This window comes from Streptomyces sp. ISL-98 (assembly GCF_018614055.1).
In the GTDB taxonomy this organism is placed as follows: domain Bacteria; phylum Actinomycetota; class Actinomycetes; order Streptomycetales; family Streptomycetaceae; genus Streptomyces; species Streptomyces spiramyceticus.
Map to the genome: position 1 here is coordinate 182,637 of NZ_JAGGPB010000006.1, position 20,638 is coordinate 203,274.

At 68.0% G+C, this 20,638-nt stretch carries 18 protein-coding genes and 1 riboswitch; of the genes, 5 read left to right on the top strand and 13 right to left on the bottom strand.

The features are described 5' to 3' along the window. Window positions 1-44 precede the first annotated feature (44 nt). Window positions 45-866 carry a PhzF family phenazine biosynthesis protein gene (locus tag J7I98_RS07785; protein ID WP_214919852.1) on the top strand — a complete coding sequence of 274 codons (822 nt, stop codon included), beginning with the start codon at window positions 45-47 and terminating at the stop codon, window positions 864-866. A 62-nt stretch (window positions 867-928) separates the two neighbouring features. Here J7I98_RS07785 and J7I98_RS07790 read toward each other — a convergent pair whose 3' ends face one another. Further along, entirely contained in the window at window positions 929-1,729 is an 801-nt protein-coding gene (locus tag J7I98_RS07790; RefSeq protein ID WP_214919853.1) for a CPBP family intramembrane glutamic endopeptidase, read from the bottom strand. Between the two features lie 162 nt (window positions 1,730-1,891). Between J7I98_RS07790 and J7I98_RS07795 the strand changes: the two genes are divergently transcribed. Next, window positions 1,892-3,664 carry a substrate-binding and VWA domain-containing protein gene (locus J7I98_RS07795; protein WP_214919854.1) on the top strand — a complete coding sequence of 591 codons (1,773 nt, stop codon included), beginning with the start codon at window positions 1,892-1,894 and terminating at the stop codon, window positions 3,662-3,664. A gap of 51 nt (window positions 3,665-3,715) precedes the next feature. Here J7I98_RS07795 and J7I98_RS07800 read toward each other — a convergent pair whose 3' ends face one another. Further along, window positions 3,716-5,224 (bottom strand): glutamate-cysteine ligase family protein, encoded by a 1,509-nt coding sequence (locus J7I98_RS07800; RefSeq protein WP_214919855.1) that lies wholly within the window; start codon window positions 5,222-5,224, stop codon window positions 3,716-3,718. A gap of 483 nt (window positions 5,225-5,707) precedes the next feature. Between J7I98_RS07800 and J7I98_RS07805 the strand changes: the two genes are divergently transcribed. Both J7I98_RS07805 and J7I98_RS07810 read left to right on the top strand, forming a co-directional pair. Next, on the top strand, window positions 5,708-6,331 hold the full coding sequence (locus J7I98_RS07805; protein ID WP_214919856.1) for a hypothetical protein: 624 nt from the start codon (window positions 5,708-5,710) through the stop codon (window positions 6,329-6,331). A 331-nt stretch (window positions 6,332-6,662) separates the two neighbouring features. Continuing rightward, window positions 6,663-6,860: a DUF5999 family protein gene (locus J7I98_RS07810; protein WP_285437999.1), complete on the top strand. Its 198-nt coding sequence runs from the start codon at window positions 6,663-6,665 to the stop codon at window positions 6,858-6,860. A gap of 94 nt (window positions 6,861-6,954) precedes the next feature. Here the strand turns inward: J7I98_RS07810 and gcvP are convergent, their stop codons facing one another. Next, window positions 6,955-9,840, bottom strand: coding sequence for an aminomethyl-transferring glycine dehydrogenase (gene gcvP / locus J7I98_RS07815; protein ID WP_214919858.1), 2,886 nt, complete (start codon window positions 9,838-9,840; stop codon window positions 6,955-6,957). A 217-nt stretch (window positions 9,841-10,057) separates the two neighbouring features. After that, window positions 10,058-10,155: riboswitch (glycine riboswitch) on the bottom strand. A gap of 116 nt (window positions 10,156-10,271) precedes the next feature. Between gcvP and J7I98_RS07820 the strand changes: the two genes are divergently transcribed. Beyond that, entirely contained in the window at window positions 10,272-10,655 is a 384-nt protein-coding gene (locus tag J7I98_RS07820; protein WP_214919859.1) for a PRC-barrel domain-containing protein, read from the top strand. On the opposite strand, the gene J7I98_RS07825 is transcribed toward J7I98_RS07820, so the two are convergent. The 10 genes from J7I98_RS07825 to J7I98_RS07870 form a co-directional block, all read right to left on the bottom strand. Next, entirely contained in the window at window positions 10,565-12,064 is a 1,500-nt protein-coding gene (locus J7I98_RS07825; RefSeq protein ID WP_214919860.1) for a DNA polymerase IV, read from the bottom strand. The two genes, J7I98_RS07820 and J7I98_RS07825, sit on opposite strands and share 91 nt — an antisense overlap. A 60-nt stretch (window positions 12,065-12,124) precedes the next feature. Beyond that, window positions 12,125-12,745 carry a MerR family transcriptional regulator gene (locus J7I98_RS07830; protein ID WP_214919861.1) on the bottom strand — a complete coding sequence of 207 codons (621 nt, stop codon included), beginning with the start codon at window positions 12,743-12,745 and terminating at the stop codon, window positions 12,125-12,127. A 167-nt stretch (window positions 12,746-12,912) separates the two neighbouring features. Beyond that, the gene (locus J7I98_RS07835) at window positions 12,913-13,386 is read right to left on the bottom strand and encodes a bifunctional nuclease family protein (RefSeq protein WP_006123076.1); all 474 of its coding nucleotides are present in this window, start codon (window positions 13,384-13,386) and stop codon (window positions 12,913-12,915) included. A gap of 53 nt (window positions 13,387-13,439) precedes the next feature. Then, complete coding sequence (locus tag J7I98_RS07840; RefSeq protein WP_214919862.1) at window positions 13,440-14,162, bottom strand: MerR family transcriptional regulator; 723 nt, start codon at window positions 14,160-14,162, stop codon at window positions 13,440-13,442. 17 nt (window positions 14,163-14,179) lie between these two features. Next, a complete protein-coding gene (locus tag J7I98_RS07845; RefSeq protein WP_214919884.1) occupies window positions 14,180-15,073 on the bottom strand; it encodes an FHA domain-containing protein in 894 nt (297 codons plus the stop codon). Between the two features lie 85 nt (window positions 15,074-15,158). After that, window positions 15,159-15,914 carry a DUF881 domain-containing protein gene (locus J7I98_RS07850; RefSeq protein WP_251020307.1) on the bottom strand — a complete coding sequence of 252 codons (756 nt, stop codon included), beginning with the start codon at window positions 15,912-15,914 and terminating at the stop codon, window positions 15,159-15,161. Window positions 15,915-15,961: 47 nt separating this feature from the next. After that, the gene (locus tag J7I98_RS07855; protein ID WP_023543062.1) at window positions 15,962-16,294 is read right to left on the bottom strand and encodes a small basic family protein; all 333 of its coding nucleotides are present in this window, start codon (window positions 16,292-16,294) and stop codon (window positions 15,962-15,964) included. After that, window positions 16,291-17,211 carry a DUF881 domain-containing protein gene (locus J7I98_RS07860; protein WP_214919864.1) on the bottom strand — a complete coding sequence of 307 codons (921 nt, stop codon included), beginning with the start codon at window positions 17,209-17,211 and terminating at the stop codon, window positions 16,291-16,293. Before J7I98_RS07860 ends, J7I98_RS07855 begins: the two co-directional genes overlap by 4 nt. Before the next feature lie 97 nt (window positions 17,212-17,308). After that, window positions 17,309-19,804: a mannose-1-phosphate guanyltransferase gene (locus tag J7I98_RS07865; RefSeq protein ID WP_214919865.1), complete on the bottom strand. Its 2,496-nt coding sequence runs from the start codon at window positions 19,802-19,804 to the stop codon at window positions 17,309-17,311. Between the two features lie 115 nt (window positions 19,805-19,919). Continuing rightward, window positions 19,920-20,528, bottom strand: coding sequence for a CDP-alcohol phosphatidyltransferase family protein (locus J7I98_RS07870; protein WP_214919866.1), 609 nt, complete (start codon window positions 20,526-20,528; stop codon window positions 19,920-19,922). Window positions 20,529-20,638 lie beyond the last annotated feature (110 nt).

The window sequence follows — 20,638 nt, forward strand, 5'->3', positions numbered from 1 at the left end:
TTGGCCTTGGCCTGCGGCTTTGCTCCGCCTCTACGTTCAGGGTCATGCGGATTCGAATCGTCGACGCCTTCACCGACCGCCCCTTCGCCGGCAACGCGGCCGGAGTCCTGCTGCTGGACGCCGACTCCTTCCCCGACGACAGCTGGCTCCAGCAGGTGGCCATCGAGGTGAACCACCCGGAGACCGCCTACGCGCACCCGCTCCCGCCCGGCGGCGAAGCCGACTGGGCCCTGCGCTGGTTCACCCCGGCCACCGAGGTCGACATGTGCGGCCACGCCACCCTGGCCACCGCACACGTCCTGAACACCACGGGCGCCGCGACCGGCACCGTGCGCTTCGCGGCGCGCTGCGGCATCCTCATCACCACCGCGCACGACGACGGCACCATCACCATGGACTTCCCGACCGCGCCGCTCACCCCCGTGCCGGTCCCCGACGGCATCTCCGAAGCCCTCGGCGCACAGATCCTCTCCGCCCACGACACAGGACCGCACATCGGCGACCTGGTCGTCGAACTGGCCGACGAGCGGACGGTACGCGCGCTCACACCCGACTTCGCCGCTCTCGTGGCCCACTCCAAGCGCGGCATCATCGCCACGGCCGCCGCCGAAGTTCCCTCCCTCGGCTACGACTTCGTGTCGCGCGGCTTCTTCCCCCGAGTCGGCATCGACGAGGACGCGGTGACCGGCAGCGCGCACACGGCCCTGGCCCCGTTCTGGTCGGCCCGGCTCGGCCGCGAGGAACTGACGGGCCTCCAGGCCTCGGCCCGCTCCGGCCTGGTCCGTACATCACTGCGCGGCGAACGCACCCTGCTGACCGGCCGGGCCGTCACCGTCATCGACGGCGAGCTGCTCGCCGCCCCCTGACAGCACGAATGACAGCACGAAGGGGGCGTACGAAACCTCCGTACGCCCCCATCCGCGCATCCTCAAGGCGTCGGCAGCCAGCCGACATGCCCGGCCAGCAGCGCGTACCCGACAAACGCCCCGACATCGAGCAGCGTATGGGCCACGATGAGCGGCCCGACCCGCCCCCAGCGCCGGTACAGCAGCACGAAGACCATGCCCATCACCACATTGCCGATGAAGCCGCCGATCCCCTGATACAGGTGGTACGAGCCGCGCAGCACCGAACTTGCCATCAGGGCGGCCGTCGGCGACCACCCCAACTGCCCGAGTCTGCGCAGCAGATACCCGACGACGATCACTTCCTCCAGTACGGAGTTCTGCATCGCCGAGAGGATCAGTACGGGGAACTTCCACCACACCGCGGGCAGCGACTCCGGCACCACCGTGAGGTTGAACCCCACCGCGACGGCGACCAGATAGAAGGCGAGCCCGGCGCTGCCGATGCCCGCGGCGACCAGCGTCCCCCGCCCCAGGTCCGGCCACGGCCGTGTCCGGTCGAATCCGATCGCGCGAAGCCCCGCTCCCTCCCGCATCAGCAGGTAGGCGACCAGCGCGACAGGCACCAGCGCCGAGGTGATCCCGAAGAGCTGCCAGGCGAGATCAAGCCATGGCCGCCCGGGAGCGTACGACGCATTGAGCCGCGCGGCCTGGTCCTTGAGATCGCCCGGCCTCGTCACCGCTCCGACGAACCTGATCAGGGACGAAAGCCCGCTCGCACCCAGCGAGAGGGCGAGCACGATCAGGACTTCGGCCCGGAAAATCCCTCGTGTCAGTCCCTGTCCGGGATGAGAATCGGCCACCAGCCCCGCCTCCACCTGCACACCAGCCTCCAGTTGAGCATTCCCGCCTCATCCCCGACACGGCCCCGCTAGGGTCTCGAATGCAGGTACGAAGATCGCGCGCGACAGGCCGGGGGACGAACGCCATTCCGATGGCGCGGTCCCCTTTTCTTTGTTCGAGATTCGAGGAGGGGCACCACTTCCATGGGACGTCACAGCTTGCCCGACGACGCCGCGACGGACGGAACCAGGTCCCGCCCACCCGTACACCGTCGCACGCTCGCCATCGCCACCATGCTCGTCCTGAGCGTGGCCGCGGGGACCGCAGTGGCGGTGCAGGGCGGCCTCCTGTCCTTCTCCGGCTCCTGCGCGGACTCGGCCGTACGCCTGAAGGTGGTCGCATCCCCCGATGTCGCCCCCGCCGTACGCGCGGCCGCCCAGTACGCCCGCGACGAGGAGGTCACCTCCGACGGGCGGTGCCTCGACGTGGCCGTCGTCGCCCGCGACGCGTACAAGGTCGCCGACGCAGTCACCGGCGGTACGGCCGAGCCCGACTACCAGGTGTGGATCCCCGATTCCGATCTGTGGATCCAGCGCGCCGAGAGCTCCGGCGACGGATCACCCCTCACGTCGGTCGGCAATGTCGCCTCGTCGCCGGTCGCCCTGGCCATGGTTCCGTCGGCCGCCAAGTCGCTGGGCTGGCCCAGGAAGACGTACACCTGGGCCGAGATGTCGGCGGCTGCGACCGAGAAGGACACTCTGCGCCTCGGAGCGGCGGACCCCGCCCGCAGCGCCACCGGTCTCCTCGCGCTCACCAGCATCGGCAGGTCGGAGCACAAGAAGTCCCCGGATGACGATACGAAGGTCGCGGCCACCGCCAAACTGCTCTCGCAGCGCATATCGGACACCGACGCCCAGGTACTCAAGACACTGGCCAAAGACGACTCCGGTACAGAGAAGGGCAACCCCCGCCGCAACCAGGCCGTACTCCTCTCGGAGCAGGCGGCCTTCGCGCACAACACCGCCGGCGGCAGCCCCGGCCTCGAACTCTTCTACCCGAAGGACGGGGCGCCGCAGCTCGACTACCCGTACGCGCTGGTCAACGAGCCCGAGCTGTCGACCGACCAGAGCCGGGCGGCTCTGCGTTTCATGACCCTGCTGGGCGAGCCGGAGAGCCGCAAGTTCCTGGTCGACCGGGGCTTCCGTATGCCCGACAAGCCCGTGTCCGAAGGCGTCGTACGGGTGGCGGGCGGCCGCGCGCCCCAGCCCTACGCCCTGGCCACGACCGAGCCGCCGTCCCAGAAGGACATCGAGGAGACGCTCGGCATGTGGACCATCACCGTGCAGAGCGCCCGGCTGACGACGGTGGTCGACGCCTCGGGTTCGATGGCCACGGCCGTGCCGGGTCGCGGCAGCCAGTCGCGCATGGACGTCACCAAGGCGTCGCTGCTTCAGGCCCTCTCGCAGTTCACGCCCGAGGACGAAATCGGTCTGTGGGACTTCGCCACGGACCTCGACGGTGATCGCGACTACCGCAAGAAGGTTCCGACCACCCGGCTCGGCGACCCCGCGTCCGGCGGCGGCACCCACCGCGACAAGATCTCGGCTGCCTTCTCCGCGCTGGCCCCTGTGCCCGGCGGTGCGACGGGCCTCTACGACACCACTCTGGCCGCCTACAAGGACGCCAAGGCGAATTACGCGAGCGGCAAGTTCAACGCCGTAGTCATCCTCACCGACGGCTCGAACCAGGACGCGGTCAGCATCTCGCGCAGCGCCCTGATCGCCGAACTGAAGCGGATCGCGGACCCGCAGCGGCCGGTCCCGCTGATCGCCATCGCGGTGGGCCCCGACGCCGACAGGGAGGAGATCGAACAGATCGCCACCGTGACGGGCGGCGGCGGTTACCAGGTCAGCGACCCGGCCGAGATCCACGCCGTAATCCTCAAGGCGATCATGGAGGCGGGTCAGGGCGGCTGAGCGCCGCATCCGCCGCGATCACCCCGACCCGCCGCCATCACCCCGGCTTCCTCACCCCGGAGTCGGGAACCCCACCGGCCAGGTGTGCACCGGCTCACCCTCGTGCATCAGCTCGCAGTAGCGGCGGGTGGTGGCCGCCAGCGCCGCCTCGCGCTCCAGACCGGCATCAAGGGCCCTGTGGTACGTGTCCACCTGCCAGGACGCCCCGTTGACGCGTCGCCTGCACCGCTGCTCGATGACCCCGAGGTAGAGATCGCGGTCCGTGGGCTCGATGCCCCAGGCGTCGAGCCCCGCCGCCGCCAGCGGCAGCAGTTCGTCCCGTACGAGCTTCACGGCCGGCACCCGCGTCGTCCCGCTCCCCCGGCCCGGCTTCGGCCAGACGAGCTCGGCATCGATGCCGTGGCGGCAGGCGGCGTCGAAGTTCGCGGCCGCGACCTCGAAGGGCAGCCGCGTCCACACGGGACGGGCGTCCTCGGCGAGGGCCCGGACCAGGCCGTAATAAAAGGCGGCGTTGGCGACCACATCCGTCACCGTGGGCCCCGCCGGCAGCACCCTGTTCTCGACGCGCAGATGCGGTACGCCGTCGGCCAGCCCGTAAACGGGCCGATTCCAGCGGTAGACCGTACCGTTGTGCAGAACGAGTTCCTGCAGACGCGGTACCCCGCCGTCGTCGAGCACGAGCAGTGGGTCTTCCTCGTCGCATATCGGCAGGAGGGCGGGGAAGTAGCGGAGGTTTTCCTCGAAGAGTTCGTACGCCGAACCGACCCACCGTTCGCCGAACCACGTCCTGGGCCGCACGCCCTGGGCCTGCAGCTCGGGCGGCCGGGTGTCGGTGGCCTGCTGGAACAGCGGCGGCCTCGACTCGCGCCACAGTTCGCGGCCGAAGAGGAACGGCGAGTTGGCGCCCACAGCGATCTGCGCGGCAGCAACCGCCTGCGCCGCATTCCATACGTCCGCGAACCGGGCCGGTGTGACCTGGAGGTGCAACTGCACGGAGGTACAGGCTGCTTCGGGCGCGATGGAGGCGAAAGAGCAGGTGAGCCGCTCGACCCCGCCGATGTCGAGCATGAAGTCCTCGCCGCGCGCCGCGACGATCTGATCGTTGAGCAGCTGGTAGCGGTCGACGTCGGAGAGGTTCGCCGAGACCAGGTCGTTGCGGCCGAGCGTAGGAAGAATTCCGATCATCACGATGCCCGCGTCGACCTCGTTCGCTTTTCTGTGGGCATATGCGAGGCCGGTACGCAGTTCCTCCGCGAGCTGGTCGAGAACACGGCCTCCCAGCCGGTGCGGAACAATATTTACTTCCAGATTGAACATGCCGAGTTCGGTCTGGAAATCACGGCTGGCGATCCGCTCCAGGACCTCCGCGTTCATCATCTTCGGCGTACCGTCGGGCCCGGCGAGATTGAGCTCGATCTCCAGCCCCATGAGGTTCTTGGGACGGTCGAATCGCTTCTCCTCCAGCAGCCGCCCCAGACCCTCCAGACACTGCTGGAGTTTCCTTCGGTACCTCTGCCGATCCGACAGATCGAAGCCGCCTGCCACGACCTTCTCCCCCATCGAAGCGTCCCTCCTCGAGTGGGCGGCCCACAGCATCGGGCTCTCATGTCACGGTCGATGATGCCCAGACGGGCTGATCAATAACGCCCCGCACTCACCAAGTACCGGGTACGCTCGATGCGGTGTCCCGGCGGCACATTCACTCGGCATGAAGCAAAAAGCAGTTTCCACCGGTGGCTGCTCGTGAAAAATGCCGATGAGTTTCGGCCTACCGCTGCCGCCCGGACTTTCGAGGCCACGGGCCTGCGCTCCCTGAGAATTGGGAGATTCTCCGCAGGATAAGAGCCGAATACCGCCTTGCCCGCAATGCGCACGTCGGCTAGCAGAAACACCGTGTGAACACGTATCGTATAAACTCCGTGAACGAGGCAGAGAGTTGGCGCCCGGCCATCGCCCCAAGGCCCCCCTCTGGCCCCGCACGCAGACAGCGCCGTCCGCACTGCCCACGCTCCAACGTGTCTCCCAAGTGAGAGGCGACCCACCATGCCGCTGCATGTCCCCCCGGCTCCCGCGCCCGCCCTGCGCAGCGTCCTCGCGGCACTCGGTTCCCCCACCGCCGTCCGCGAGGCCCGTCCCCCGGCCCTCCGCGCGGCCCAGGGACCGCTCAGCCCCGAACTCCCGCTCCCTGTGCACGTACTGGACCGGATCATCCCGTCCGGCCGCCCGCCACGCACCCGGCTGACCGGCTGGCGATTCCTGATCCGCAACGGCGACCGCACAGTGGCCGCGGCGGACACCATGCTCACACCCGACGGCTGGGCCTTCGCGCACTTCTGCGAAGGCCCTTACATCGCCTCCAGCGAGCGCGCACTGCATCAGGCGGAGACAATGCCCATGACGACCCGGTACCAGCCGCGCCTGCTGTCCGTACCGGAGCTGTACATGCTCACGCTGTGGCTGCACGAGGAACCGAACCCCGAGGCCGACGCCGCCGACGGCATGCCCCTTCCGACGGACCTGCTGGTGCCGCTGGCCCCCGCACCCCCCGGCATCGCATCCCATCGCCCACACCGCGCCGCCGACCTGCTGCCCGTACTGACGCACCGGCTCACGCCTGCCCCCGCTCCTGCCGTCCCCGCCACCCCGCTCCTCGGGCAGCCCGCCTGACAACTCGGCCCAACAGCGCCCCACGGTGCGCTCTTCACCCACTGTGCCCCGTGCCCGCTCCGGCTCACGGGGCACAGTGGCGCCCGGCGCCACCCCCCATCCGGACTAGCCCGTACCGGCCACCCCGAACCACCCGAAGAGACACCCCAGTTGACGTGAACCGTCCGCACGAGTGATGCGTCATTAATCAGTAAGGAGAGCTGCCGCGAAATCCCTGCGGATTGACGCCCGTGGGGCAACACTGGGACCGGACCGATTGATACGGGGGGCGGCCATGAACACCGCATCGAGCCGCAGGACACTCACTACACCGCAGCGAAAGAACCCTTCCATGTGCCAGCACCAGCCAGCCTGCCCGACCGCCGAGTCAGCCGATCGGGAAGCCGCGATCCTCGTGGCGCACCACCCGGAACAGGGCTGGAGCCTGCTGTGCAACGGAGTCCTCGTCTTCGAGGACACCGGAGAGCTTCTGCCGGACGGCCAGATCATCGCGCCGCACCGGCCGCTCAACGTGGTCAAGGCCGCGTAGCACAGCCGATACAACCGGATACGACGAGGGGCCGGCCCGGAGGAAGTCTCCGAACCGGCCCCGACGCATGTCCGCGCCTGTGTACGTACGCCCGTCAGTTGTCGTACTCATCCATCGGCGGGCACGAGCAGACGAGGTTGCGGTCACCGAACGCACCGTCGATCCGGCGCACCGGCGGCCAGTACTTGTCCGCGGCCGACACTCCGGCCGGGAAGACCGCCTCCTGGCGGCTGTACGCGTGCTCCCACTCCCCGCCCAGCGCGGCAGCGGTGTGCGGCGCGTTGCGCAGCGGGTTGTCGTCCGCGGGCCACTCGCCCGACGCGACCTTCTCGATCTCGCCGCGTATGGCGATCATCGTGTCGCAGAAGCGGTCGATCTCGCCCAGGTCTTCGCTCTCGGTCGGCTCGATCATCAGCGTCCCGGCCACCGGGAACGACATGGTCGGCGCGTGGAAGCCGTAGTCGATGAGGCGCTTGGCGATGTCGTCGACACTCACGCCCGTCGACTTCGACAGCGGCCGCAGATCGACGATGCACTCGTGCGCGACCAGCCCGTTGGGACCGGTGTAGAGCACGGGGTAGTGCGGCTCCAGGCGCTTGGCGATGTAGTTCGCCGCGAGCACGGCGACCTGCGTGGCCCGCTTGAGGCCCTCGGCGCCCATCAGACGGACGTACGCCCACGAGATCGGCAGAATGCCCGCCGAGCCCCACGGAGCGGCCGAGATCGGGCCCACGCCCGTCTCAGGGCCGGCCGAAGGCTGGAGCGGGTGGTTCGGCAGGTACGGCGCGAGGTGGGCCCGCACACCGACGGGACCAACACCGGGGCCGCCGCCACCGTGCGGGATGCAGAAGGTCTTGTGCAGGTTCAGGTGCGACACGTCGCCGCCGAACTTGCCGGGCTTGGCCAGCCCCACCAGCGCGTTGAGGTTGGCACCGTCGACGTACACCTGGCCGCCGGCCTCGTGCACCGTCGCGCAGATATCGGCGACGTGCTCCTCGAACACCCCGTGCGTGGACGGGTAGGTGATCATCAGCACCGACAGCTCGTCGCGGTACTGCTCGATCTTGGCGTGCAGGTCCTCGACGTCGACCTCGCCGTCCTCGCGGGTCTTGACGACGACGACCTTCATGCCGGCCATGACGGCGCTCGCGGCGTTGGTGCCGTGCGCGGACGACGGGATCAGGCACACCGTGCGCTGGTCGTCACCGTTGGCCCGGTGGTACGCCCGTACGGCCAAGAGGCCGGCCAGCTCGCCCTGCGAACCGGCGTTGGGCTGGATCGACACCGCGTCGTAGCCGGTGACCTCGGCCAGCCGCTCCTCCAGCTCACGGATGAGCGTCAGGTAGCCCTGCGCCTGCTCGACCGGCGCGAAGGGGTGGATCGCCCCGAACTCCGGCCAGGTGACCGGCTCCATCTCGGTGGTCGCGTTCAGCTTCATGGTGCAGGAGCCGAGCGGGATCATGCCGCGGTCGAGCGCGTAGTCACGGTCGGCCAGCTTGCGCACGTAGCGCAGCATCGCGGTCTCGGAACGGTGCTGGTGGAAGACGGGGTGCGTCAGGTAGTCGTCCGTACGGAGCAGCCCCTCGGGCAGCGCCTCGGCCGTGGCGGCGTCCAGCGCCTCCAGGTCGGCCTCGACACCGAAGGCGGCCCAGACAGCGGCGATCTGGGCGCGGGCCGTCGTCTCGTCGCAGGCGACGGAGACCGAGTCGGCGTCGACGAGGTGCAGGTTGACCCCGCCCTGCCGGGCCGCGGCGACGACATCGGCCGCCTTGCCGGGAACGCGCACGGTCAGGGTGTCGAAGTACGAGCCGTGCACGACCTCGACACCGCCGGCGCGCAGGCCCTCGGCGAGCAGCGTCGCGTACCGATGCGTGCGGCGCGCGATGCCGCGCACGCCGTCGGGGCCGTGGTAGACGGCGTACATCCCGGCCATGACCGCGAGCAGCACCTGCGCGGTGCAGATGTTGCTGGTGGCCTTCTCCCGGCGGATGTGCTGCTCACGGGTCTGCAGCGCCAGCCGGTAGGCCTTGTTTCCGTCGGCGTCGACGGAGACACCGACGAGCCGCCCCGGCAGGCTGCGCGCGAACTTCTCGCGTACGGCCATGAAGCCCGCGTGCGGACCGCCGAAGCCCATCGGCACACCGAAGCGCTGGGTGGTGCCGACGGCGATGTCGGCACCGAGCGCGCCGGGCGAGGTCAGCAGCGTCAGGGCCAGCAGATCGGCGGCGACGGTGACAATCGCCCCGAGCTCGTGCGCCTGCTCGATGACGGGCTTGATGTCCCGTACGACGCCGGAGGCGCCGGGGTACTGGAGCAGCACACCGAAGACGCCGCGCTCGGCGACCTCGGCAGGAATCCCGTCGGAGAGGTCGGCGACGACGACCTCGACACCGGTCGGCTCCGCGCGCGTCTGGATGACGGCGACGGTCTGCGGCAGCGTGTCGGAGTCGATCAGGAAGACACCGTTCTTGACCTTGCCGACGCGACGCGCGAGCGCCATGGCCTCGGCGGCGGCGGTGCCCTCGTCGAGCAGCGAGGCGCCCGAGGTCGGCAGGCCGGTCAGGTCGGCCACCATCGTCTGGAAGTTGAGCAGCGCCTCCAGGCGGCCCTGCGAGATCTCCGGCTGGTAGGGGGTGTACGCCGTATACCAGGCCGGGTTCTCCATGACGTTGCGCAGGATCACCGGCGGCGTGAAGGTGCCGTAGTAGCCGAGCCCGATCATCGGGGCCAGTACCTGGTTCTGGTCCGCGAGCGTGCGCAGCTCGGCCAGCACCTCGGCCTCGGTGCGCGCGTCCGGCAGCCCGAGCGCCCCGGCGCTCTTGATGACGTCCGGCACCGCGGCCGCGGTCAGCTCGTCGAGCGAGCCGTAACCGACCTGGGCAAGCATCTTGGCCTGCGCCTCGGCGTCGGGCCCTATGTGGCGCTGCTCGAAGGGGATGCCACGCTCAAGCTGCGAGAGCGGAATGCGGTTTGCGGTCATCTGCGGAAGGCCTCCTGGTCTGACACGACCTGCGAGGGGCACCACGACACGGGTGCCCGGACGGCCTCCCCCTCTGTCATCTCAACCTGAGAGCTTCACCGGAGGGCCATTGAAGGCACGCTCCGGCTTTCACCGTCGGTGAGGGAGGGTTCCGTACCGGACTGTGCTCTCTACGAACACAAGCCGGACCGGCTCCCACCCTGCTTTCCAGAGTGACCTCAACCGTGCGGTACGGGGGCCTGAGAGATTCCGGGGAGGATTTGCTCCTTCGGCGCCTCCGATACGTTCACCGAAGGACTCTCCCGCACGGGGTCAGCAGCCATTGGCCAGCGTACCAGCGAGGCCCGTCACCCATCCCTCGAGTGGCCGGGGCCCCCGATGTGCACTTTCGTAGTGTGTACGGGGAGCAGCTGCGATCAGTTGGAGGGACCGTGCAGACCGACATCGATCCACGCAGCCTGATCGGCCGGAAGGCGTTCGACCGCAACGGCAACAAGATCGGAACAGTGGACGAGGTGTACCTCGACGACGCCACCGGGGTCCCCGAATGGGCAGCTGTACGCACCGGCCTGTTCAGCCGGGACGCCTTCGTCCCCCTGGAGCCCAGCGAGGTCGTGAACGACTCACTCCGCGTCCCCTACGAGCGCTCGCTGATCAAGGACGCCCCCGACTTCGGCGTCGGCCGCCACCTCTCCCCGGCACAAGAGCTGCAGCTCTACCACCACTACGGGCTCGATATCTCATTCCCCGCTCCCGACACCCCTGAGGCCCCTGACAAGGACTTCGGCAAGATCGCCGGCGACGACACCTCCTGATCCTCCTGGTCCTCCTGGTCCTCCTGGTCCTCTGCGACGGGCACCAGCGGGAGCGGATCCGACGGAACGAGGTCCGGATCGTCGACCTTGAAGGTCCGCACCCGCCCCGGCGCCGACGTCGGCTCCTCGAACCGCACCGTCACCCGCCCCACGCCGCTGCCCTGCACCCACCCCGCGCCGTACTCGGCGTGCCGCACATCCTGTCCGGCCAGCCACCGGCGCTCCGGCGGCGGCTCGGACACGTACGCCACCCCGTCACCGCCCCCGAGCGGCTCGGTATCCCCAGCCTGACCCACAGCCACGTCCCCAGCCCCGGCCTCCGCTTTCGCCTGCTCACCCGCTGCCTGGGCGAAGAGATCCTCCTGGGTGTAGTCCGCGAGCCCCGTGACGCCCACCCCGAGGAGCCGCACCCCGCCCGTCGTGTCCACCGCCTCCAGCAGCCGCCCCGCCGCCTCGCGGACCACGCTCGGATCGTCGGTCGGCCCGCGCAGGGTCTCCGAGCGCGTCAGCGTCGAGAAGTCGTACCGCCGCACCTTCAGCACGACTGTCCTGCCGGAATGCCCGGACGCCCGCAACCGCTGGACACACCGGTCGGCCAGTCGGCCCACTTCGATCCTGATCCTCACCCGGTCGTGCAGGTCCACCTCGAAGGTGTCCTCGACCGACACCGATTTCGCGTCCCGCTCGGCGACCACGGGCCGGTCGTCGTGCCCGACAGCCATCTGGTACAGCGACGCCCCGTGCGACTTCCCCAGCAGCCTTACAAGCTCGTCCTCGCCCGCCTCCGCCAGATGGGCGACGGTCGTCATCCCGGCCCGCCGCAGGTGCTCCCCGGTCGCCGGACCGACCCCGGGCAGCGTCCGGACCGGCAGCGGTCCCAGCAGCTCCCGCTCGGTTCCCGGCTCGATGAGCACAAGACCGTCGGGCTTGGCCTGCTCCGACGCGATCTTGGCAAGCATTTTGGAGCCCGCGAGCCCCACGGACCCGGTGAGCCCCGTGACCGCTCTGATGTCCGCCCGCAGCCGCTCCCCGGCCTTCCGGGCCGACACCGAGTCGTCGGCCACCCCACCCGCCTCCAGATCCACGAAGGCCTCGTCCAGGCTCAGCGGTTCGACCAGCGGGGAAAGCCGGCCGAGCAGCTCCATGACCTGTTCACTGACGGATCTGTAGAGCGAGAAACGCGGCATGAGATAGGCGGCGTTCGGACACAGCCGTCGGGCCTGCGCCACCGGCATCGCCGAATGCACCCCGAAGCGCCTGGCCTCGTACGAGGCGGTGGCCACGACGCCGCGCGTCCCGATCCCGCCGACCACCACCGGCTTTCCGCGCAGGCTGGGCTTCGCCGCCTGCTCTGCGGCGGCGTAGAAGGCATCCATGTCCAGATGCAGGATGGTCGGCGCGGCTCTCACACCATCGATGCTGCCGCACGGCACTGACAATCGACCGGCGGCAGCACGGAAGGGAGCGTCTCAGACGGCCTTGTTACGGCGTCGTGCGAGTTCGTCGGTGGGATTGTGCCTGATCAGGGTCTCGCCCGTGTCGACGCGCTCGCCGTGCAGCTGGGACAGAGCGCTCTCCACATCCCGCCACACCACGCCCACGGCGATCCCGAAAATGCCCTGTCCGCCCTGCAGGAGTTCGACGACCTCGTCCGGCGAGGAGCACTCGTAGACGGTCGCCCCGTCGCTCATGAGCGTCATCCGGTCAAGATCCTGGAAGCCGCGGGCCCGTAGATGCTGGACGGCGGTGCGGATGTTCTGCAGCGCGACACCGGTGTCCAGGAAGCGCTTGACGATCTTGAGGACGACGACGTCCCTGAAGCTGTAGAGACGCTGCGTGCCCGAACCGTACGCGGCCCGGACGCTCGGCTCGACCAGCCCGGTGCGCGCCCAGTAGTCGAGCTGCCGGTAGGTGATCCCGGCCGCCGCACAGGCAGTGGGCCCCCGGTAACCGATGCTCTCAGTGCTTTCGGCCGCGGCCGTTTCACCCCTGGCCGAGGCCGCGCCCTGCCGCCCCACCCTGGGGTCGACTGAACCGCCGTGAAGCGGATACGGCCCGCCCGCCACCGTACCGTCGCCGCTGCTTCTCACGCCGACCTCCGTCCTTGACCTGCCTTGTCGACGGTAGGCAGTCACCCGGGGTGCGTCAACGATCGCCACACTCGGCACGCCGAGTGATAATCACCCTGAGAGTGGTTTCCCGTGCCCCTCTCCGGGGAAAGGCTACTCGAATGTGCCGACGGTCCGTGGCGTGAAGCTCACTGGCTGTTGGTCCCGAAGTCCTCGGGAGAGATCTGATCGAGGAACTCGCGGAACTTCTCCACCTCGTCCTCCTGCTCGTCCGGGATGGCGATCCCGGCATCGTCCAGCACCCCGTCACTGCCGTAGATCGGCGTTCCGGTGCGCAGGGCCAGCGCTATGGCATCCGAAGGCCTCGCGCTCACTTCGACACCACTGGCAAAGACCAGCTCGGCGTAGAACACCCCTTCCCGCAGGTCGGTGATGCGTACTTCGGTGAGCTCCTGGCCAACCGCCTCGAGCACGTCCTTGAAAAGGTCGTGCGTCAGCGGCCTGGCAGGGGCCATCCCCTGCTGGGCAAAGGCGATCGCGGTCGCCTCTCCCGGCCCAATCCAGATGGGGAGGTACCGATCGCCTCCTACTTCACGCAGGAGCACGATCGGCTGGTTGGAGGGCATTTCCACCCGGACACCTACGACGTCGAGCTCGTTCACACAGCAACCCTAGGACGTGCCCGGCAGGTTTGGGTAGTCGGGCTCCTCCACGCTCAGTGCAGCCGCACACCGAGCGCACTCTGGACGAGCGCCGCATGAAGCCGTACGGACAGCTCGGCGAGCTCCTTGGCTGTCGCCTCGGCATGTGCCCTGGTCTGCGGATTCCGGTGACGGCGCAGCGGCGCGACAATCTGTTCGACCAGTCCGGCCTCGCGGTCCGCCGCGGCTTTCACCGCACGCAAATGCCGCGGCTCCAGACCGAACCGCCCCAGGTCCGCCACCAACTTCGCAACCGTGACGACCTCGGCGTCGTAACCGCCACCCGGCAGGGACGAGATGAGCCCGTACGACTCCCACTCGTCGAGCTCCTCCTCGCCGACCTCGGAGGCCGCGAGCAGCTCCGACCGGCCGATCCTGGCGGCGGTAGGACGATCGGTCTCTGTTTCCGGCGTGCCGTCGGAAACAGGCAGCTGGACCTGCTCGCCTCGCTCCAGCGCATCGAGATGCTCCCGGATGACCTTGAGCGGAAGATAGTGGTCCCGCTGCATACGCAGCACCTGGGCCAGCCGCTCGACGTCCTCGGGACTGAATTTGCGGTAGCCGGACGGCGTCCGCTGCGGCTCGACCAGCCCCTCGGTCTCCAGAAAACGGATCTTGGAGATGGTGACCTCGGGAAACTCGTCACGCAGCAGGCTCAGCACGGTGCCGATACTCACCAGCCGATCGTCCGCGGTGGCGGTGCCGTGTCCGGCACCGCCCATCGGTGTTCGCAGCATGGACCTTCCCGTAAGGGTCAGATGCCCCGCTGGCTCGCGTAGAAGACCAGCCGGTACTTACCGATCTGCACCTCGTCGCCGTTCGACAGCGCGACAGAGTCGATCCGCTCACGGTTGACGTAGGTGCCATTGAGACTGCCGACATCAGCGACGGTGAACCCGCCGTCTGCACCACGGCGGAACTCCACGTGCCGTCGCGAGACCGTCACGTCGTCGAGGAAGATGTCACTCTGCGGGTGCCTGCCGGCCGTGGTCAGCTCGCCGTCCAGCAGGAAGCGGCTGCCCGAATTCGGGCCGCGTCGCACCACCAGAAGCGCCGCACCGAGCGGAAGAGCATCAACGGCCGCCTGGGCCTCGGGCGACAGCGACGGGGCCGCGGTCTGTCCCGTTGCCTCCGCCTCGTACGCCTCGAGTCCGGAGATGGAGATGGTCGACGTCGTCTCCGAAGGACGCTCGCCGGACGCGCCCGCCCTCAGCGGAGCGCCGCAGTTGGAGCAGAAACGACTGGCTTCGGCATTGCGGTGCCCGCACCTCGTACAAACCGGCAAGGCCGACATGGACGGATCCTCCTGCCGCGGATCTGATTCCCCGAAACCTATGCGGCCGGGACCCGCAGGGTCAACAGACGACGCGCCCTGGCCACCCGAAATGTCGCCGCCGGGACCAGCGACCTCGTCCCGGAAAAGCGGACGCTCCGCGCCCTGCTCCTCGGCTTCTCCACCACGCGGGGCACGATGCCGGGCGGTGCTGTTCGCACCGTCCTCGCGTGCACTCTTGCCGAACAACTTCGAAAACAACTTCACGGGCGATTCCCCTTGACTGAAACAGACCCGCCCGTGGGGCAGGACGAACCCTGAATGAACACACCTGCCGAACCGGACATCTCTACAACGTCCGTATCCACCAGACAGTTTCCACCACGCACCACGCCTTCGGTGCGCCGACCCCCCGCAACCTCATGCCCTAGTCCCGCTGCCACCATGCGCCCCCGCCTCACTACGGTGACGACTGAGCGTAGTCAGGCTGCTTCGCCGGTCGCAAGGCGTCCACAACGATCTTCTCGGACCGGGTCACTGTGGCCGTGGCCTGCTCCTTCTCCAAGGTCTGCACAATGCCGCCAGGGATGTTGAGCGCGGGTTCCAGATCCTGCGGCTTGCCGATCACCTTGAAGCGGTACGGCGCGGAAACCTTCCGGCCGTCCACCTCGATGCCGCCGTCCTCGTCCAGGAAGTACGTGTTCGCCACCACCCTGACGTCATTGATCTGGATCGCTTCCGCGCCCGCCGCCCGCAGTTCCTGGATCGTGTCCAGCAGCATGCCGGCCTCGACGGTGGAGTGCGGGTCCGTGATCGTCAGGTTGATGCCGGGCCCCTGTGCCGCCACGGTACCGGCCAGTACGCCGAGTTGCCGTTCCTTTTCCAGGGTCTGCTTGCGGGCCTCTTCGGCCTGGTCCGAGCTGTTCTCCAGCTCTGTCTTCTGATCGTCGAGGCGCTGCTTCTCGTCTTCGAGGCGCTGCGTACGGTCGTCCAACTCGTCGAGGATTCGCACCAGGTCTTCCTGGCGCGCTCCCCGCAGCGCGCTGTCGTCGCTGTTCGACCTGACCTGGATGGCAAGCCCGAGCCCGAGAACGAACAGCAGCAACGCCACGATCAGCTGGGCCCGCGTGACACGCGGCGGCCAGAGCCCGGCGATCAGCCGCTGACGTCCCGTCGGCGGCGGCAGTTCTGCCGACTGCCCGCTCTTCGAGGTCATCTCTTCGTCCCGCTGCGGCTCGGGGTTCTCATCCGTACTCATCGGCCTCACGCCCGGAACACGTGACGGCGAATCGCCGCCGCGTTGGAGAAGATCCGGATGCCGAACACCACCACGACACCCGTGGACAACTGCGCGCCGACGCCCAACTTGTCGCCCAGGAACACGATCAGAGCAGCCACGACGACATTCGACAGGAACGAAACGACGAATACCTTGTCGACGAAGATGCCATCCAGCATGGCCCGCAGACCGCCGAAGACCGCATCGAGCGCGGCGACGACGGCAATCGGCAGATAGGGCTCGACCACCGCCGGTACCTCGGGTCGGACCAACAGTCCGACCACGACTCCCACGACGAGGCCCAGTACGGCGATCACGATCTGCCCTTCCCTGTGTTGGCCACGCTCTTCCCGGCGTCCGTGGCCAGCGGCTCTGCTGTATGTACGATCAGGCTCGACGCCGCGGGAAGCCGCACGTCGTCCTGATGGGAAATGCTCCACCTGATGCCGTAGTCGTCCTCCAGCACCTGGAGGTACTGCCCGTCTGCACTGTCCCGGAACGCAATCCGCAGATGAGGCTCGCGCCCCACAGCCAGCAATGTGTACGGCGGCACCAGCGGCTTGTTGTCGACCAGTATTGCTTCGCCCGCGTGACGGATCGCCGACAGCGACGTCAGCCGCTGCCCGTTGATGGCGACGGCCGTGGCACCCGAGGACCACAGGCCATTGACGATCTGCTGCATGTCGCGGTCCCGCAGTCGGCCCGTATCGGAGAAAGTGGTGTTCTCCCTCGGCCCGCCGCCGCCCGGGTCGGTGTTCTCGGCGTCGTCGACGACGAGCTTCACACCCTCGCCCCGGACCGGGGTCGCACCGGACAGCAGGGCCACCAGTCCGCCCTGGTCACCGCCGTGCTTTTCCAGTGCCTTGCGCTGACGCTCCCCCACGTCCTGCCTGAGGGTCTCCACGTCCTGTTCGAGCTTGTCGGCCGCCGAGGTCTCCGCCTCGATCCGGTCGATGAGCTCCTCACGCTCCTTGGCCACAACGGGAGCCGCTATCCGCGCCTGCGCCGCACCAAGGGTCACCACCAGGGCAGCCAGCACAAGCCCTGCGGCCAGCCCGAGCTTCGCCCGCAAGCTGCGCGGCATGCCGGCGCTGCCGTCCGCCTGTCTACGGGCCGTTGCCTCGGCGTATCCGTCGTCGAGGCTGTGGTCCATGACATTCGTCAGCAGCGACATGGACGCGTCGGGGCGCCGAGCTGGAGGAGAGGTGCTCCGAACGGGGGGCTGCTGCGACATGCCGCACATCGTCGCACGTCGGGGCTGCTACCACCGAATGGCCCCACCGGTGTGCCCGAGGGCGTGATCGACGCACCTCGGACACACCGGCGACACCTCAGTGACCTGCGCTGTCCACGACGGCCGACCACTCGTCGAGCAATGCCTGGGCCGATTCGTCATCGGGCCCCTCTGCCCACAAATGAGTGACGGCTTCCGCGGGATCGGGCAGGACCATCACCCATCGACCGTCCGCCTCGACCACGCGTACACCGTCGGTCGTGTCCACGAACCGATCCCCCGCGGCCTCGACCACACGTCGCATGACGAGACCCTTCACGGCCCAAGGCGTGGCCAGGTCACGTCGCAGCACATGGGCTCGCGGTATACGTGCGTCGATCTGGCTCAGCGTGAGCTGTGTTCTGGCCACCAGCCCGATCAGCCGCACAAAGGCGGCCGCGCCGTCGAAGACGCTGCTGAACTCGGGCACGATGAACCCGCCGAGTCCGTCACCACCGAAGATCGTGGACTCCTCGCGGCCCACTCGCGTCAGATCGTCCGGCGACGTGGTGGTCCACTCCACCTGCGTTCCGTGATACGCCGCGACCTGTTCGGCGATTCTGGTGGTGGTCACGGGCAGTGCCACCCGGCCGCTCCGCCGTTCGGCCGCGACAAGGTCGAGCATCACCAGAAGCGCCCGGTCGTCCTCGATGATCCGCCCGCGCTCGTCGACGAGCGACAACCGCTCGCCTACAGGGTCGAACCGCACGCCGAAGGCAGCCCGCGCCGATGCGACGATTTCGCCCAGCCGGACAAGGCCCGAGCGACGCGTGTCGCTTGTCTCGGTCGGCCTGGACTCGTCGAGACCCGGGTTGATGGTCAGCGCGTCGACTCCGAGCCGCCCGAGCAGGCTGGGCAGCACCAGACCGGCGCTTCCGTTCGACGCGTCGACGACGACCTTGAGCCCCGACTCGGCGATGCCCGTGACATCGAGGTTCCGCAGCAGCGACCCGGTGTACGAATCGAAGACACTGGCCGGGAAGTGCAGGTCCCCGATCTCGCCCGGGAAGGCCCGCCGGTACTCCTGCCGAGCGAACACCCGGTCGAGCTTGCGCTGTCCCGCCTGCGACAGGTCCGCGCCACGCTCGTCGAAGAACATGATGTCGACGGAGTCGGGCACGCCCGGGGTCGTACGGATCATGATGCCGCCGGCACTGCCCCGCGCCGTCTGCTGACGTGCGACAGGCAGCGGCACGTTCTCCAGGTCGCGTACGTCGATGGCACTCGTCTGGAGCGCGGAAATCACCGCCCGCTTCAGTGCTCGCGCACCACGCGAGTGGTCGCGCGCGGTGGTGACTGTGGCGCCCTTCTTGAGGGTGGTGGCATACGCGCCCGCAAGCCGTACCGCCAGCTCCGGAGTGATCTCGACGTTCAGGATGCCGGAGACCCCGCGGGCACCGAAGAGATGCGCCTGCCCCCGCGACTCCCAGATCACCGAGGTGTTGACGAAGGCGCCGGCCTCGATGGTCTTGAACGGGTACACCCGCACATTGCCCTGGACAATCGATTCTTCGCCCACGAGGCACTCGTCGCCGATGACGGCACCGTCCTCGATACGCGCCGCCCGCATGATGTCGGTGTTCTTGCCGATCACGCATCCGCGAAGGTTGCTGTGCTGGCCGATATACACGTTGTCGTGCACGACGGCTCTGTGGAGGAAGGCCCCGCTTTTGACGACGACATTGGACCCCACGACCGTGTGCTCACGGATCTCCACGCCGGCTTCGACCTTGGCGTAGTCCCCGATGTAGAGAGGCCCGCGCAGCACCGCGTCCGGGTGCACCTCGGCGCCTTCCGCGACCCACACACCCGGAGAGATCTCGAACCCGTCGAGATCCACATTGACCTTGCCCTCGAGGACATCGGCCTGTGCCTTGACGTAGCTCTCGTGCGTACCGACGTCTTCCCAATATCCCTCGGCGATGTAGCCGTAGATCGGCTTGCCTTCCTTCATGAGCTGAGGGAAGACATCACCGGACCAGTCGACGGAGACGTCCGCTTCCACGTAATCGAAGACCTCGGGCTCCATGACATAGATGCCCGTATTCACGGTGTCAGAGAAGACCTGCCCCCAGGTCGGCTTCTCCAGGAACCGCTCGACCTTCCCCTGTTCGTCCACGATCGTGATTCCGAATTCCAGTGGATTCGGCACGCGAGTCAGACACACTGTGACCAGTGCGCCCTTCTCCTTGTGGAACCTGATCAGGTCAGTGAGGTCGAAGTCGGTGAGGGCATCGCCCGAGATGACGAGGAAAGCATCGTCCTTCAATGCTTCCTCGGCATTCTTCACGCTGCCTGCAGTGCCGAGTGGCTTCTCCTCATTGGCATAGGTGAGCTCCATTCCGAGCTCTTCGCCGTCACCGAAGTAGTTCTTGACGAGCGAAGCCAGAAACTGCACGGTTACGACGGTCTCATTGAGCCCATGCCGCTTGAGCAGCCTCAGCACGTGCTCCATGATCGGCCGATTGGCCACCGGCAGGAGCGGCTTGGGCATGCTCGAGGTCATAGGGCGAAGTCGCGTACCTTCGCCACCGGCCATCACGACGGCCTTCATGTCGGAAACGTCCTCCTTGAAGAGACGACGGTCTAGCCGACTTCGCCTGTCCGGGACTGGCCCGCAGGCATCATGCGCGGACAACCAGGCGCTGCATTGCGCCGCATCGGCAGACTCAATCGGCCGCGGCGTCCGCCTTCACCAGCCGACGGACCTGAACCACGTAGAGGATTCCTGCCCACCAGTAGAGAGTTGTACCCCATCCGGCGAACGCCCATCCGAAAATAGCAGCCAGCGACGCCAGCCACCCGCTGCCGTCACTGAGAAGCAGTAGCGGGAAGGCATACATCAAGTTGAAGGTGGCTGCCTTCCCCAGGAAGTTCACCTGCGGCGGCGGATAGCCATGCTTCCGAAGGATGCCCACCATCACCAGAAGCATCAGTTCGCGCGCCAAAAGTGCAGCGGTCAACCAGAGAGGCAGGATCTCCCGCCAGGTGAGCCCGACCAGCGTGGAAAGGATGTAGAGCCTGTCCGCGGCAGGGTCGAGCAGGCGCCCAAGACGGCTGATCTGGTTCCAGCGCCGGGCGAGCTTTCCATCGAGATAGTCGCTGATGCCGCTGAGCATCAACACCAGTAGTGCCCAGCCGTCGGCCTTGGGCCCACCGAACTCGGGCAGCAGAATCAACCACAGAAACAGGGGTACGCCGAGGAGGCGAGCCATGCTGAGGATGTTCGGGATGGTGAGGACCCGGTCCGTCTGAACGCGAGTCTCCTGGACCTCCACCCGGGGGCCTCCTGTGGGAACGTGCCAATGATGCTCCCTGACCCTACCCTCAGCGACGGCCGGCAGGAGCACAGGGGTTCCGCTACCTCCCTGGAACGCAGAAAAGCCCC

Coding starts and splice junctions, on each gene's coding strand:
- J7I98_RS07785 (WP_214919852.1), top strand. CDS start 45: ATGCGGATTCGAATCGTCGACGCCTTCACCGACCGCCCCTTCGCCGGC.
- J7I98_RS07795 (WP_214919854.1), top strand. CDS start 1,892: ATGGGACGTCACAGCTTGCCCGACGACGCCGCGACGGACGGAACCAGG.
- J7I98_RS07800 (WP_214919855.1), bottom strand. CDS start 5,224: ATGGGGGAGAAGGTCGTGGCAGGCGGCTTCGATCTGTCGGATCGGCAG.
- J7I98_RS07805 (WP_214919856.1), top strand. CDS start 5,708: ATGCCGCTGCATGTCCCCCCGGCTCCCGCGCCCGCCCTGCGCAGCGTC.
- J7I98_RS07810 (WP_285437999.1), top strand. CDS start 6,663: ATGTGCCAGCACCAGCCAGCCTGCCCGACCGCCGAGTCAGCCGATCGG.
- gcvP (WP_214919858.1), bottom strand. CDS start 9,840: ATGACCGCAAACCGCATTCCGCTCTCGCAGCTTGAGCGTGGCATCCCC.
- J7I98_RS07840 (WP_214919862.1), bottom strand. CDS start 14,162: ATGCTGCGAACACCGATGGGCGGTGCCGGACACGGCACCGCCACCGCG.
- J7I98_RS07850 (WP_251020307.1), bottom strand. CDS start 15,914: ATGACCTCGAAGAGCGGGCAGTCGGCAGAACTGCCGCCGCCGACGGGA.
- J7I98_RS07860 (WP_214919864.1), bottom strand. CDS start 17,211: ATGTCGCAGCAGCCCCCCGTTCGGAGCACCTCTCCTCCAGCTCGGCGC.
- J7I98_RS07865 (WP_214919865.1), bottom strand. CDS start 19,804: ATGAAGGCCGTCGTGATGGCCGGTGGCGAAGGTACGCGACTTCGCCCT.